The following is a 12,574-nucleotide window of genomic DNA, read 5'->3' as shown; positions in this document are numbered from 1 at the left end:
ACTAATTCCAGTTTGGAGCGTTCAATAACGTAGTACGTTCCAAATCACCAATGGCATCCTCAGACTCAGGATTCTTCAGCAGGTAGATTTGTGGCCGAAGAGTATCATTCAAGGTGTATTCAAACCGCACATGTGGAGGGCGTGGTGAATAAATGACAGAATCCGGGCTGTAGCTATCCGGCGCCATAAATTCAAAAAGAGTATCCCCGCGGGCTACCATCAAAGAATCTGTTTTAAGGAAAGTAACAAGACTGTCTAAGCCGCCGTCGGTTGGAGGAAAATCGCCTTTGCGATTTTTATACTGTACAAGCACATCCCGAACTACTTCCATACGATGTCGTACGCGTTCTACCATTGCTTCTTCTTCAAGAACTCTCTGATATGGCTCTACAAGAGATCGATACAAAAACCATGAGAGAATAACAATGAGCACAGCTAAAACAATGGTTAAGATGTTGTTTCGAGTATTTAAATTCATGTGAGAAAAATGTATTGGTTTGCGATATCGTAAATGAATTTTAGAAGAGACAAAATAATTGCAGACAATATGATATGCAACTTTCTAATCGACTGGGAGCAAAAGTTTACAATCAAATTTCTCAATTACCCTTCTTTAGGTAAAAGTAGTGATAATATTTCAATGAAGTAGCTGTTAAGTCCCCGATTTTGAAATTTTTTGTAATAATTTATGCCCAGTTCATTTCTTTCAAGTATGTCGATTGTAAAGTGTTTTCCAAAATAATCTTTTACTTCTGTCACCGGTACACTAAAAGGAGGGCCTGTCATTTCTTCCTGTGGATAGTCAAAAAGATGCAAAAGGATTTGAGTATGAACAGAAACAAGCTCAAGAACTTTGGAGACATACGTTCTTCGCATGTCGGGTGGCAGCGCGATCATTGCGGCTTTGTCATAAACCAAGTCAAAGGGCGGGAATTTATGGCCCGGCAGTTTGAAAAAATCGCCCTGCCAGATTTCTATATTCCCGGTTTTGTAAATGCTAAAATTTGCAAAAGAGGTTATATTGGCTTCAAGTTTGTTTTCTTTAAGAAACTGATGAACTGCAAGCTCAGAAATTTCAACTCCTACAACTTTTTCACAATGTTCCGCGAGAAAGAGAAGATCTTTACTTTTTCCACAAAGAGGGACAAGAACTACAGGATGATCCAATCCCAAACTTTTCCAATGGGTGGCGAGGCCGGGATATCCCTCTTCCATATGAAAACCGGTTTTCCCTTTTCTCCACTTACTTTGCCAGTAACTTAATTCCATTTGAGAGAGTTTTATTGAATCATTTTTTCAACTTTTGAGTTGAATCAAATAAATAAAGGAAGATATAAAAAGGAACGCTATGGAGTTATATCCGCAATGGGGAGTTGTATGGAAAGTAGCCTTCTCTATTTTTTTAGGAGGGTTGATTGGACTTGAAAGGGAATGGGCTTCAAAACCAGCCGGATTTCGAACGCACATGCTTATCTCCGGCGCATCGACTCTTTTTGTGATTTTAGGGGATATTATGATTCAGCAATTTTCAGAGACAACCATACCCGACACGCTTCAGACCGATCCTATTCGTATTATGGAAGCCATTATTACCGGCATAAGTTTTTTGGGCGCGGGTACTATTATCTTTAAAGATCAAATTAATACGGTTGAAGGCTTAACCACTGCTGCCTCCATTTTATTTGTTTCGGGTATTGGTATGGCTGTTGCCCTGAACCAATTTACTCTCTCATTTATTCTCACTTTAATGGTAATCATCATACTGATGGTCATAGGCCGAATTCAAAATTGGATTGAAGGCAAAAAACCCGCAACTTTTAAGGAAGAAAATCAGCAGTAAACAACTTCCCGGTTGAACCGAAACATCTTACGCCTGGCTATTCCGAACATCATCAGCAACCTGTCGGTTCCGCTTTTGGGAGTTGTAGATACCGCTCTTGTTGGTCATCTTGATGAAGTTTATTACCTGGGAGCATTAGCCGTTGGAAGTGTTATTTTCAATTTTATCTTCTGGGGATTCGGATTCCTGAGAATGGGTACAACCGGGTTAACCGCCCAGGAATACGGCAGACGAGACCGTGTGAATATGGTCATGATTCTCGCCAGAGTTCAATTTCTTGCGCTGGCAATTGGGCTTGTCATCGTTCTGTTTCAAGTTCCTATTGCCAAGTTTAGTTTGTGGATGATAGACAGCACGCGGGAAGTTGCCGAATACACACGTGTCTATTTTGACATTCGCATTTATACGGCACCCGCCGTACTGGCTTTATATGGCATAAACGGGTGGTTTTTGGGAATGCAGAATGCGAAGTACCCGATGATCATCACCATTGTTTTGAACCTGTTGAATATCATCTTTAACGTATCCTTTATCTATGGTTTGGATATGCATGTGGATGGAGTGGCGTACGGTACATTGATTTCGACTTACCTGGCATTGCTGCTGGCAGCATCACTTTTTTGGTTTAGGTATAAAAGGTATCTCTCTCACTACAAACAGAAGCTTTTGTTGAATGTAGACGAGCTCAAAAAATACTTTTCAGTCAACCGGGATATCTTTATCCGGACACTCTGCCTTATTTTTACATTTTCATTCTTTACAGCTGTGTCGGCTCAACAAGGTGATTTGATTCTCGCCGCAAATACAATTCTGCTTCAATTATGGTTTATTGTTTCGTACGGCATTGACGGATTTGCCTATGCAGCCGAAAGCCTTGTAGGGCGATTTAAAGGCAGTTTAGAAAAAGATCAATTGGCAAAAGCAGTATGGTACAATATTGGGTGGGGGCTTTTTCTCGGCTTGATGGGTACGGTAGCATATGGGCTTTTCGGCAATCAGATTCTCGCTATTTTTACGGATAAGACGGATGTAATCGCTGTAGCAAAAACCGTGCTTTTCTGGACTGTCCTCGCTCCGGTGGTATCCAGCTTTTGTTATATCTTTGATGGAATTTATATCGGGGCGACCGAAACAAAAGCGATGAGAAACACTATGATTCTCTCCACTTTTTTTGTGTTTCTTCCGGCTTACTATATCGCTACCTATTATTTTGGCAAACACGGCCTTTGGCTGGCTATGGTTCTGTTTATGGTAACCCGCGGAATAGCATTAGGTTTTTATTTGCCTCGAACTGTATTGAAGACATAGATTTACAAAACATTCTCTTTCCTATTTAGTAATTAAGTAGTACAATTCTTATCACAACCAATTACTTAATAAAGATGGGTTCAAAAACTAAAAAAGTACTTTTAATGCGTCATGCAAAATCATCCTGGAACAGTCCTGGGCTAAAAGATTTTGACAGGCCGTTAAACAAACGCGGAGAGAAAGATGCTCCCCGGATGGGAGAATATCTGAAGGAGTTACAACTTGTACCGGACCAAATTTTTAGTTCACCAGCCGCGAGAGCCAAATCCACGGTTTTAAATGTGATTCAAGAACTGGAGCTTCCGGAAAGCACGATCAAGTGGGACGAGAATCTCTATTTTAAAGGTTCGAAAGCCTACATCGAGGCCATACGAAATGCCGATGACTCTTCAGAAATTGTGATGACTGTCGGACATAATCCAATGACGGAAGATACAATTGATAAGCTTTCAGCGGGCTCCCTGACTATAGCGATTAAAACAGCAACCATAGCCTGTTTTGAGTTTGAAACAGACTCCTGGAAAAATATTCAGTTTGAGAAAAAAGCTTTGAAGTGGATTGTCTCTCCTAAAGATCTGAAATAGCTTAGTGATCGATTTCGAGATGAATAAATAAAATCTCGCCAAAAAATTTTTATATTTAGTCCATCATAAACTTCCAAGCGAACTTGAAAAATGATCTACAAGCAAAAATTCTATTATCTCACGAAAACCCCGTTAAGTGCAACAGGCCCCGAAGATGTTGAAGTCATTGACAGGGCAGATGACAGCCACCAGTTCCCGGATCTCTTCAAGAAGTACGAAGACCTTCGCTCTCACGCTTTTAATGATGACAAACTCTACAGTATTGTCCGGGCGGATGATATTTACGACCTCGTAAGAACCGGCACGGAAAATGAAGCCAAAGAGATGGCTTTTGAAAATGCAGAATCAGATATCATCACGAATCTGCAACACAGGGTTGCACAACAAAACGATAAAGACGCTGCTGCCATTCTGAAAGAAGTACATCAGATAGAAGGATAGTCAGGCAGAGTAGAATCGGACATTAAGCCATCCTGAATATGATTCAGGATCGAATGGCAGAGGTGCTGTATTCAACATGATATTCTGGAGTTTATTAACCTGGAATGGATAAAAAACTCTTGCACTAATTTCCGGCATACGTTGTTGCAAGAACGGTGATATCATCCGATTGGGGGGCGCTGCCGGCAAATTTCATCACTTCCAGGAACAGCCCTTTTACAATCGGGTTGAGTTTTTTGCCCGGTGAATTTTCGAGATAAGTGATTACACGCTCTTCATCAAAAAACCCGCCACTGTCGTTTTCGGCTTCCGTTACTCCGTCGGTAAATGTAACAATCGTATCTCCGGGTTCTAACTGAATGGTCGTCTTATCATAATTTGCGCCTTCAAATTTACCCAGTAACAAGCCGCCCACATCGTTCATCTCTTTTACCTTGCCTTCTTTTGAGACAAGATATGGCAAATTATGGCCGCCATTACAGTAGCTCAGTTCGCCGGTTTTGAGATCCAACACACAATAAAAAACCGTAACAAAAGTAGTGATATCACTTTCCGGTATCAGCATATTATTGACTTTGGTGATACACTCAGCAGGGTCGAGAACTTCCGATCCGATTGATTTCAGCATAGTTCGGCAAACGGCCATGTAGATTGAAGCCGGCATTCCTTTACCCGAAACATCCCCGATGAAGAAAACAAACTTGTCATCATCCACTTTAAAGAAATCGTAGAAATCGCCGCCAACATGTTTTGCCGCAATCATATGTGCATAAACGTCGAAACGGGTGTCTTCTTCGTAAACCGGAAAGTCCTGCTTCAGAATTTTTTGCTGAATCCGGGCGGCCATGTCCAGGTCATAATTGAGTGAACTCAGCTGTTCTTCCATCTCTTTGCTCTGTTGGATCCGGGCGATTTCCTTCAGTGTTTTTTCGATGGTTGTTTCCAGGTCGTTAAAGTCAATTGGTTTGGTTACGAAATCATAAGCACCGCGGTTCATAGCCGTGCGGATGTTCTCCATATCGCCATATGCAGAAACCATAATGGCTTTGAGGTCGCTTCGCTGCAAACCCTGTAGCTCATCCAAAAGGGTAAGGCCATCCATTTTAGGCATGTTGATATCACTCAAAACCAGTGCTATTTCATGGTGTTCTGAAATTTTATCCAGTGCATCGCGTCCATTCTCTGCGAACATAAATTCGTACTCCTTTGAACGAACTTTATGCCTGAACTTTTGCATCATCAGCATTTGCAAATCCGGTTCATCATCCACTACAAGAATTTTTCGCCCAGAATTAATCATAATACTTACCCCTTTTGCTTTTTCAACATGTTGTAAATTTCAGTTCGTAACGACTCAAAATCAATCGGCTTTGTAAAGAACTCTTTAGCGCCCGACTCAATGGCCTTATGGTAATTGTCATCGTCTCCGTAGGCAGAAATCATGCTCACATTTATATGCGGGAAATCTGTTTTTATGGTTTCGAGCAGTTCAATACCCGTCATGCCCGGCATATTGATGTCCGAAAAAACGTATACCACATCGGGCGGGTTTGCTCCATTCAGATATGAAAGGGCCTCTTTTCCTGAAAAGGCAAATATAAAATCCAGCTCACCCCTTCGAATCTCTTTTCGAAATTTCTGACGGAACAACATCTCCACGTCTTTTTCGTCATCTACAACTAAAAATTTCATATCAAATCCATTTATTGATTGTGATAGGGTATGGTTACAATAAATTTGGTATAAGCACCGGATTGGCTCTCAACATCAATTTGTCCCCCGTGGCCTTTTACAATATCATTCGTTATTGAGAGCCCCAAACCTGTACCCTCTTTTCCTTTCTTTGTTGTAAAGAAAGGCTGTAAAACTTTGTCTTTAATTTCTGAGGGGATACCCGGCCCATTATCTTCAATTTCAATTTCCAGGTATCCGTCGATATGTTTTGTGTTTACCCGTAAACGTGGCAGATATTTATTATCCCCGGGAGAATCACCTTCAACGTTAAATAATTTTTCCCGCATGGCGTCGAAGGCGTTGTTGCACAAGTTTAAAATCACCCGGCTAAAATCTTCAGCAATTAAAGGAATTTCTTTTGCTTTTTCATCCAAATTCAGTTCAATATCCACGTTTATGGGGTTTTTACTCGCACGCATCCCATGAAACGCCAGGTTTACATATTCTTTAATGAGTGCGTTAATGTCCGTCGGTTCAATCTTGCCACTGCCGCCACGCGAATGTTGCAGCATCGATTTTACAATACCGTCTGCACGGCTTCCATGTTCGTGAATTTTTGTGAGATTTCCTTCAATATCACTCATAATATCTAGGACAAAATTATCTTCCGGAATCGTGATATTTTGCAATTCCTCCCTTGCTTCGTTTATCAATTCGATACTGAGTTCAGAAAAGTTATTTACAAAGTTCAGAGGATTTTTGATTTCATGGGCAATTCCGGCAGTCAATTGGCCAAGCGAAGCCAGTTTCTCCTGTTGTACAAGCTGTTCCTGGGCGGCTTTCAAATCATCCAAAGCGCTTCGCAGCTTTTGATAAGCATCCGCATTTTGCATCGCCACACTCACATTTGCAGCGATGGTTGAGAGAAGCCGCTGATCATTTTCATCAAACCGGTTCTCTTCTTCGGTACTTTGCACACTAATTACGCCGTTGGTCTGGCCGCCAATTTGAACAGGTACTCCGAGAAAGGATGATGTAACCTTCCCAATTTGTTTGGCTTTCATCTGGTCACGTGTTTCCTCAAGGTCTTTGTTGATGAGGAGGGGTTGGTTGGTCGTAATAATCTTTTCTGTAAAACCATCACCAAATTTGCGGGGTTCATTCTTATCACCATATTCATAAGGGAACCGGATCAGATTCGTTTTGCGATCATACATCGCCACGTATACAATGTCTGCTTTGAAGGTCTCCTTCATCAATTCGCCAACGAGTTTAATAAGAGCGTCAAGCTCAAGTTGAGATACCAGCGCCTGGCTGATCCGGTTAACGGTTTGAAGCTCGGTAGCACGCTGCTCGGTTTCAGCTAAAAGTCTTGTAGCTTCATTAAAAAGCCGGGCATTCTCCAATGCCATGCTGATACTATTTGCCATGGTGCTTAGTAACCGGACATCGGAATCACTAAAAGCATGCTCACGATCAAGATTCTGCAAAGTGATGTAGCCAAAAACCGTGTCGCCTGCAGCCATAGGCACGTATAAAGCTGATTTTGTAGGCTTTGTACCTTTGGCAACGGTTGGTTCTTCACCGGTAATTTCTCTCCATGCATCATCGGCATTTTCATTGATCAGTATTACTTCTCCTGTATCAATGAGGCGCTTTCGAAGATTGTCTATGGGACGGGGAGGAATATCATGAAGTTGTTCTTCTTCGTAAAGGTGGCTTATATATTCTGTGTTGGTTTCATGATTAAATGTACCAATTCCAACAACCTGGGCATCAAAAACGAAACGTACTTTTTCACCGACCAAATCATAAATCTCCTGCATTTCCTTTTTTGCAAGAATGCCCTTCTGAACGCTGTTAATGACTTCGATTTCTGCTTCGCGCTGCTCCAGTTTTTTTGATATTTCAGAACTTCCTGCCATTCGAAACTTTTAAAATTAAAATTGATTGAACGTCACTCTCATGATAGTACCAAGGTGGTAAAAACAATTACATAATCTTGCCTCAAATTTCATCAGGAATACCTGTCCCATGGTCTTCGATTTTATAGATACCCCTATACAAATGTTTTAGCGATTACATGCACCAGCCTAATCGAATATGAATGTAAATACACATTTTTGATCAATTTGGGAATCGCTTTTTAAAATTCATGATTATCCCTTTAGAGGGGCATTGTCAGTGTATATTTTGAAGCAGGTTGTCAATTTTCTTTTTCTTCCAGAAGTTTATGCACTTCTTTTTTCAGCGAATCAAAATCAATCGGTTTGGTAAAAAATTCTTTAGCGCCGGAGTTGATTGCCTTTTTGTAATTTTCATCGTCACCATATGCCGAAATCATACTTACATGAATATGAGGATAGTCTGATTTTACTTCATCCAGCAGGTCAAGGCCCGACATTCCCGGCATATTGATATCCGAAAAGATATAAACTACATCCGGCGGTTTTGTACTTCGTACCCGGTTTAAGGCTTCTTCCCCCGAAAAAGCAAATTCCAGTTCAATAAGTCCCTGCCGGATTTCTTTTCTAAAACGTTGCCGGAAAAGTATTTCTACATCTTGTTCATCATCTACAACTAAAAATTTCATATCTGTGTGTGTTTATGATTTATTTAGGTGAATAACGAATCGTGTAAATTCATTTTCTTTCGACTCCACATCCAAAACTCCGCCGTGGGCTTTTATCACATCATGCGTGATGGAAAGCCCAAGACCGGTACCGGCCGTTCCTTTTTTGGTAGTAAAAAAGGGCTGCAGGATTTTGTCTTTGATTTCATCCGGGATTCCGGGACCGTTGTCTTCAATTTCGATGATGATATCTGTATCCTTTTTCCGTGTACGAACAGATAATTTAGGCTCGTAATTATCCTTAAGTTTATCTGAAGAATGCAGGCTGTCGGCGGCCAGTTTTTCTCTCATTGCATCAAAGGCATTGTTACAGAGATTCAGAATGACGCGGCTAAAATCTTCAGCGATTAAATTTACATTTCCTAGATTTTCACCCAGATCAAGTTCAATATCTACATTGATAGGCTCCTTACTCGCCCGCATCCCGTGAAATGCAAGGTTCGCATATTCTTTTATCAACGCGTTCAGGTCCGTACTTGCCATCTCGCCGCTTCCGCCCCGCGAATGCAGGAGCATGGATTTAACAATACTATCGGCCCGGGTACCATGTTCAAAGATTTTCCGGAGATTGATTTCGAGGTCGTCTAAAATGGCTGTCAGCTCTTGAGTGTCATCCGTCAGATTTTCCTTTACTTCGTCTCTTGCTTCTTCTACCAATTCAAGACTCAGGTCCGAGAAGTTATTCACGAAGTTTAACGGATTTTTGATCTCGTGCGCAATCCCGGCAGTAAGTTGCCCGAGTGACGCCAGTTTTTCCTGTTGAACAAGCTGGTTTTGTGTTGTTTTCAGTTCGCTTAATGTGGCATTTAACTGCCGGTAGGCTGAAGCGTTATCCAAAGCGATAGCAGCATAGGTAGCCAGGTTTCGAAGGAGGTTTATGTGATATTCGGTATATGCATTTTTCTTGAAACTTTGCGTGGTGATGACTCCAATCACTTGTCCCTGGTGGATAAGTGGCAGATAAATAACCGAATCGGAAAAATCTCCTTCCACGGGTTGTTTGTATTCCTCCACATATTTCGTGTACTCGTTGGCAAAGTCTCCAATAATGATTTCTTTCTTGTTTTTAAAACACCAAACCGCAAGGCGCGAATCCTCATCCAACTTGTAAGAATAAGCGGGAAGCATTTTACCCTTTTCTTTTGTGGCGGGGAAGTCGAGCCGGTTTTTGGGTTTATTGTAGATGCCAACTCCAAAGATTGCGGCATCCATCAATGCATTTACATTTTCGTAAACGGTTTCAATAATTTCATCGACAGAAAGGGTAGATGTAATTGTTTGCCCGATTTTACTGAGCTGCTCCGTATCGGCCCGGCGTTTGTTTTCGGCCTCGGCACGAAGTTCCGCTTCGCGCAGGGCTGCACGTTCGCTTTCTTTTTTACTCAAACGTTTACGTTGCGCCCGGTCTACTCCAAAAACCACGAAGCCGAACATGCAGGCAAAAAGTCCATAAGCCCACCAGGTTCGATACCACGGCGGAAGTATAGACAGGTTGAGGGTGGTTCCGTCTTCATTCCAGATGCCATCGGAATTGGAGGCTTGAACGCGAAAAGTATAATCGCCCGGAGAGAGGTTGGTATACGTGGCCGACCGCTGAGTGCCGGCATCCACCCAGTCTTCATCAAATCCTTCCAGTTGATATTGATAACGGTTTCTGTTGGAGTTGGCAAAATGCAGGGCTACATAATCGATGGTAATTTCGTTTTGATTATGTTTTAGGGTAATTAAGTCTGTCTCTGAAAGGTCTTGCTTTAGCGGGGAATCAGGGCCTACAGGCAGTGAGCGATTAAAAAGCCTGAAATCTGATATTGTAACTTGCGGAGGAGTTTCGTTGATCTTGAGTTGTTCCGGTTCAAATGCCGTTACACCCTTCGAGCTTCCAAAATAGAGAACACCTTTTGAGTTTTTGAAATAGGCATTTTGATTGTATTCGAGAGCAATCAAACCGTCATCAAGACCGTAGTTTCGAATGGTATAAGTTTCCGGGTCAAAATTGGTGATTCCGCCATTTGAACTCATCCAAAGAGTTCCGTTTTCATCTTTAAGCAAACCGTAGATATGATCGTCTGCCAGTCCATCTGCTTTTGTAAAATGTGTGGCAATATTTGTTTTGGTATCGAACCGGTTGAGGCCGGAACTCTGAGTGGCCAGCCATAAAATACTGGGATCGGAATCCGGAATAATCCCGAAAACTACATTATCGCTGATGGTCGTTGTGTCGGATGGATTGTATGAGAACGCTTCGGATGTCTTTGCCAGCATGTCATATCGGACAAGGCCTGAAGCCGTACCAAGCCATAAAATCTGGTTTTCAGAATCTTCATAGATATCAATTACAACCGGTTCATTTTCATGGCCTTCCGGGGCAATATTTATTTTAGTAAAAACTTCTGTTTCGGTATCAAAAAGATCCAAACCGCCAACATTTCCAACCCACAACTGCCTGCCGTTACTTTGGGTGGGTTGCAAATCAAAGATATTATTGCTGCGTCCATCCTCCTGCCGGAATCTGGTGACCCGACCTGTAGCTCTGTCTAAACGGCTTAACCCGACATTCCCCGCAATCCAAAAGCCACCCGCCTCATCTTCAGTAAATTTCCAGTTCAGTCCGGGAAGAAGCGTATTGTCGTTATTAGCATCGAATTGATGATATTTAAAAATTCCATCAGCGGGGTTATACTGGGTTAAATAGCGAGTATTCGGCCCTTCATCGGTAGAAACCCAAAGGGTTCCAAAGCTGTCTTCGTAAATGCCCCAAACGATACCCGGCGAAAGGCTTTGGGGATCGTCAGGATTGTGGCGGAGATGAGAGAAATTTACAGCCCCGGGGTTGAAAGAGCTGATTCCTTCAGAGACATAGCCAACCCAAATGGTACCGGATCGATCAGCAAAAATGGATTGGGCATAATCTTCTGCAAGGCTGTTGGGGTCTCTCGGATCGTGGCGGTATTTCGTGAATTCTTCAGTACGAACATCAAACCGGGCAACGCCTGTACCCGGACCGGCCACCCAAAAAACTCCATCCAGATTTGGGTCCGGAACAATTTCATGAATGAAATTTTGAGGATTTATATCATCACCATTGTTGGGTTCAATAAGAAAGCGTTCGGACTCTCCCGTTATGCTGTTTAACCGAACCAATCCGTTTCCGGTAGTGAGCCAGTGGATTCCGGGTTCATTCGGAGAGTGATAGATGTCATTTATATTATAAGGAGTGCCGTAGCGTTCCGGCGCATCTGGTTCGAAAAGAAACCGGGTAATTTCATCCGTTTCAGGATTGATTCGATTTAAACCATTTGCACTTCCTATCCAGATATTTCCTTCGGAATCTTCTTCAATACTTGTTAGAACATCACTCGATACTGTTGAAGAATCATCGTGATCGTGCCGGAATTTCTCAAAATGTCCGTCATTACCAGAACGCATGCGGTTCAGTCCGTCTCTTTGCGTGGTTACCCATAAATCTCCATTACTATCTTCATGAATAAACTGGGTCCAGTCGCTTGAAATACTTGTTGAATCATCAGGATCGTGCACGTAATGTTTGAAAGTTCCGGTAGCCCTGTCCATCCGATTGAGCCCGCCGGAATTTGTTGTGACCCAAAGATCTCCGTTATCGGATTCTTCGACCGCCCATACCCATCCTTCAGATAGTGAAGTGGAATCAAAGGCGGTGTAATTGTAGACTTTAAATTCGTAGCCATCGTATCGGTGAAGGCCGCTTTGTGTGGTAATCCAAATATATCCCCGGCTGTCTTGCGTAATGGTGTTGGCACTTCCTTGCGCAAGACCATCGCCGACTTTCAGATGTTCAAAGCGAAGTGTGGGAGCTTCTGTGGAAAGCAGCGAAGTTGGCGCGTCTTCACTTTGGGCAAGGACAGGCGAGGGTTGAATCAAAAAAAATATGGCGAGAACAAATCCTGACAATAGTGTGTGTAAAGGTAGTATTTGATTGTTCTTCAGCATACCATCTCTCCATATTTAAAGTATTTATTCTGAGTCATCATAGATTGCCCTGTTTAAAAAGTGAATGGAATTAACAGCCGGGTTCATGCATATTCATCTGGATGTATTTCTCAATTTCCAGGCGATTTG

Annotated in this window: 11 protein-coding genes; 4 read left to right on the top strand and 7 right to left on the bottom strand. The window is 42.3% G+C overall.

The window, feature by feature from the left end:
- Window position 1 precedes the first annotated feature (1 nt).
- Both L0B18_RS02410 and tmpT read right to left on the bottom strand, forming a co-directional pair.
- A complete protein-coding gene (locus tag L0B18_RS02410) occupies window positions 2-478 on the bottom strand; it encodes a hypothetical protein (protein WP_234567556.1) in 477 nt (158 codons plus the stop codon).
- A gap of 125 nt (window positions 479-603) precedes the next feature.
- The gene (gene tmpT, locus L0B18_RS02405; RefSeq protein ID WP_234567555.1) at window positions 604-1,269 is read right to left on the bottom strand and encodes a thiopurine S-methyltransferase; all 666 of its coding nucleotides are present in this window, start codon (window positions 1,267-1,269) and stop codon (window positions 604-606) included.
- 79 nt (window positions 1,270-1,348) lie between these two features.
- Between tmpT and L0B18_RS02400 the strand changes: the two genes are divergently transcribed.
- The 4 genes from L0B18_RS02400 to L0B18_RS02385 all read left to right on the top strand — a co-directional run bounded on the left by L0B18_RS02400 (window position 1,349) and on the right by L0B18_RS02385 (window position 4,173).
- Window positions 1,349-1,840, top strand: coding sequence for an MgtC/SapB family protein (locus L0B18_RS02400; protein ID WP_234567554.1), 492 nt, complete (start codon window positions 1,349-1,351; stop codon window positions 1,838-1,840).
- A gap of 12 nt (window positions 1,841-1,852) precedes the next feature.
- A complete protein-coding gene (locus tag L0B18_RS02395; protein WP_234567553.1) occupies window positions 1,853-3,148 on the top strand; it encodes an MATE family efflux transporter in 1,296 nt (431 codons plus the stop codon).
- 74 nt (window positions 3,149-3,222) lie between these two features.
- Window positions 3,223-3,732: a SixA phosphatase family protein gene (locus L0B18_RS02390; protein WP_234567552.1), complete on the top strand. Its 510-nt coding sequence runs from the start codon at window positions 3,223-3,225 to the stop codon at window positions 3,730-3,732.
- A 90-nt stretch (window positions 3,733-3,822) separates the two neighbouring features.
- On the top strand, window positions 3,823-4,173 hold the full coding sequence (locus L0B18_RS02385) for a hypothetical protein (RefSeq protein ID WP_234567551.1): 351 nt from the start codon (window positions 3,823-3,825) through the stop codon (window positions 4,171-4,173).
- 124 nt (window positions 4,174-4,297) lie between these two features.
- On the opposite strand, the gene L0B18_RS02380 is transcribed toward L0B18_RS02385, so the two are convergent.
- The 5 genes from L0B18_RS02380 to L0B18_RS02360 form a co-directional block, all read right to left on the bottom strand.
- Window positions 4,298-5,473 carry a PP2C family protein-serine/threonine phosphatase gene (locus tag L0B18_RS02380; RefSeq protein ID WP_234567550.1) on the bottom strand — a complete coding sequence of 392 codons (1,176 nt, stop codon included), beginning with the start codon at window positions 5,471-5,473 and terminating at the stop codon, window positions 4,298-4,300.
- Between the two features lie 5 nt (window positions 5,474-5,478).
- Window positions 5,479-5,865 carry a response regulator gene (locus L0B18_RS02375; RefSeq protein WP_234567549.1) on the bottom strand — a complete coding sequence of 129 codons (387 nt, stop codon included), beginning with the start codon at window positions 5,863-5,865 and terminating at the stop codon, window positions 5,479-5,481.
- A gap of 11 nt (window positions 5,866-5,876) precedes the next feature.
- A complete protein-coding gene (locus tag L0B18_RS02370; RefSeq protein ID WP_234567547.1) occupies window positions 5,877-7,772 on the bottom strand; it encodes a GAF domain-containing sensor histidine kinase in 1,896 nt (631 codons plus the stop codon).
- Between the two features lie 281 nt (window positions 7,773-8,053).
- Entirely contained in the window at window positions 8,054-8,440 is a 387-nt protein-coding gene (locus L0B18_RS02365) for a response regulator (protein WP_234567546.1), read from the bottom strand.
- A gap of 12 nt (window positions 8,441-8,452) precedes the next feature.
- Window positions 8,453-12,445: a sensor histidine kinase gene (locus L0B18_RS02360; RefSeq protein ID WP_234567545.1), complete on the bottom strand. Its 3,993-nt coding sequence runs from the start codon at window positions 12,443-12,445 to the stop codon at window positions 8,453-8,455.
- Between the last annotated feature and the right edge of the window lie 129 nt (window positions 12,446-12,574).

The sequence above is a fragment of the Rhodohalobacter sp. 614A genome (genome assembly GCF_021462415.1).
In the GTDB taxonomy this organism is placed as follows: Bacteria; Bacteroidota; Rhodothermia; order Balneolales; family Balneolaceae; genus Rhodohalobacter.
Note: the sequence above shows the minus strand (reverse complement) of the source record. Positions and strands in the feature narration are given on the sequence as shown.

Coding starts and splice junctions, on each gene's coding strand:
- L0B18_RS02400 (WP_234567554.1), top strand. CDS start 1,349: ATGGAGTTATATCCGCAATGGGGAGTTGTATGGAAAGTAGCCTTCTCT.
- L0B18_RS02375 (WP_234567549.1), bottom strand. CDS start 5,865: ATGAAATTTTTAGTTGTAGATGACGAAAAAGACGTGGAGATGTTGTTC.
- L0B18_RS02370 (WP_234567547.1), bottom strand. CDS start 7,772: ATGGCAGGAAGTTCTGAAATATCAAAAAAACTGGAGCAGCGCGAAGCA.
- L0B18_RS02380 (WP_234567550.1), bottom strand. CDS start 5,473: ATGATTAATTCTGGGCGAAAAATTCTTGTAGTGGATGATGAACCGGAT.
- L0B18_RS02365 (WP_234567546.1), bottom strand. CDS start 8,440: ATGAAATTTTTAGTTGTAGATGATGAACAAGATGTAGAAATACTTTTC.
- L0B18_RS02385 (WP_234567551.1), top strand. CDS start 3,823: ATGATCTACAAGCAAAAATTCTATTATCTCACGAAAACCCCGTTAAGT.
- L0B18_RS02390 (WP_234567552.1), top strand. CDS start 3,223: ATGGGTTCAAAAACTAAAAAAGTACTTTTAATGCGTCATGCAAAATCA.
- L0B18_RS02360 (WP_234567545.1), bottom strand. CDS start 12,445: ATGCTGAAGAACAATCAAATACTACCTTTACACACACTATTGTCAGGA.
- tmpT (WP_234567555.1), bottom strand. CDS start 1,269: ATGGAATTAAGTTACTGGCAAAGTAAGTGGAGAAAAGGGAAAACCGGT.
- L0B18_RS02410 (WP_234567556.1), bottom strand. CDS start 478: ATGAATTTAAATACTCGAAACAACATCTTAACCATTGTTTTAGCTGTG.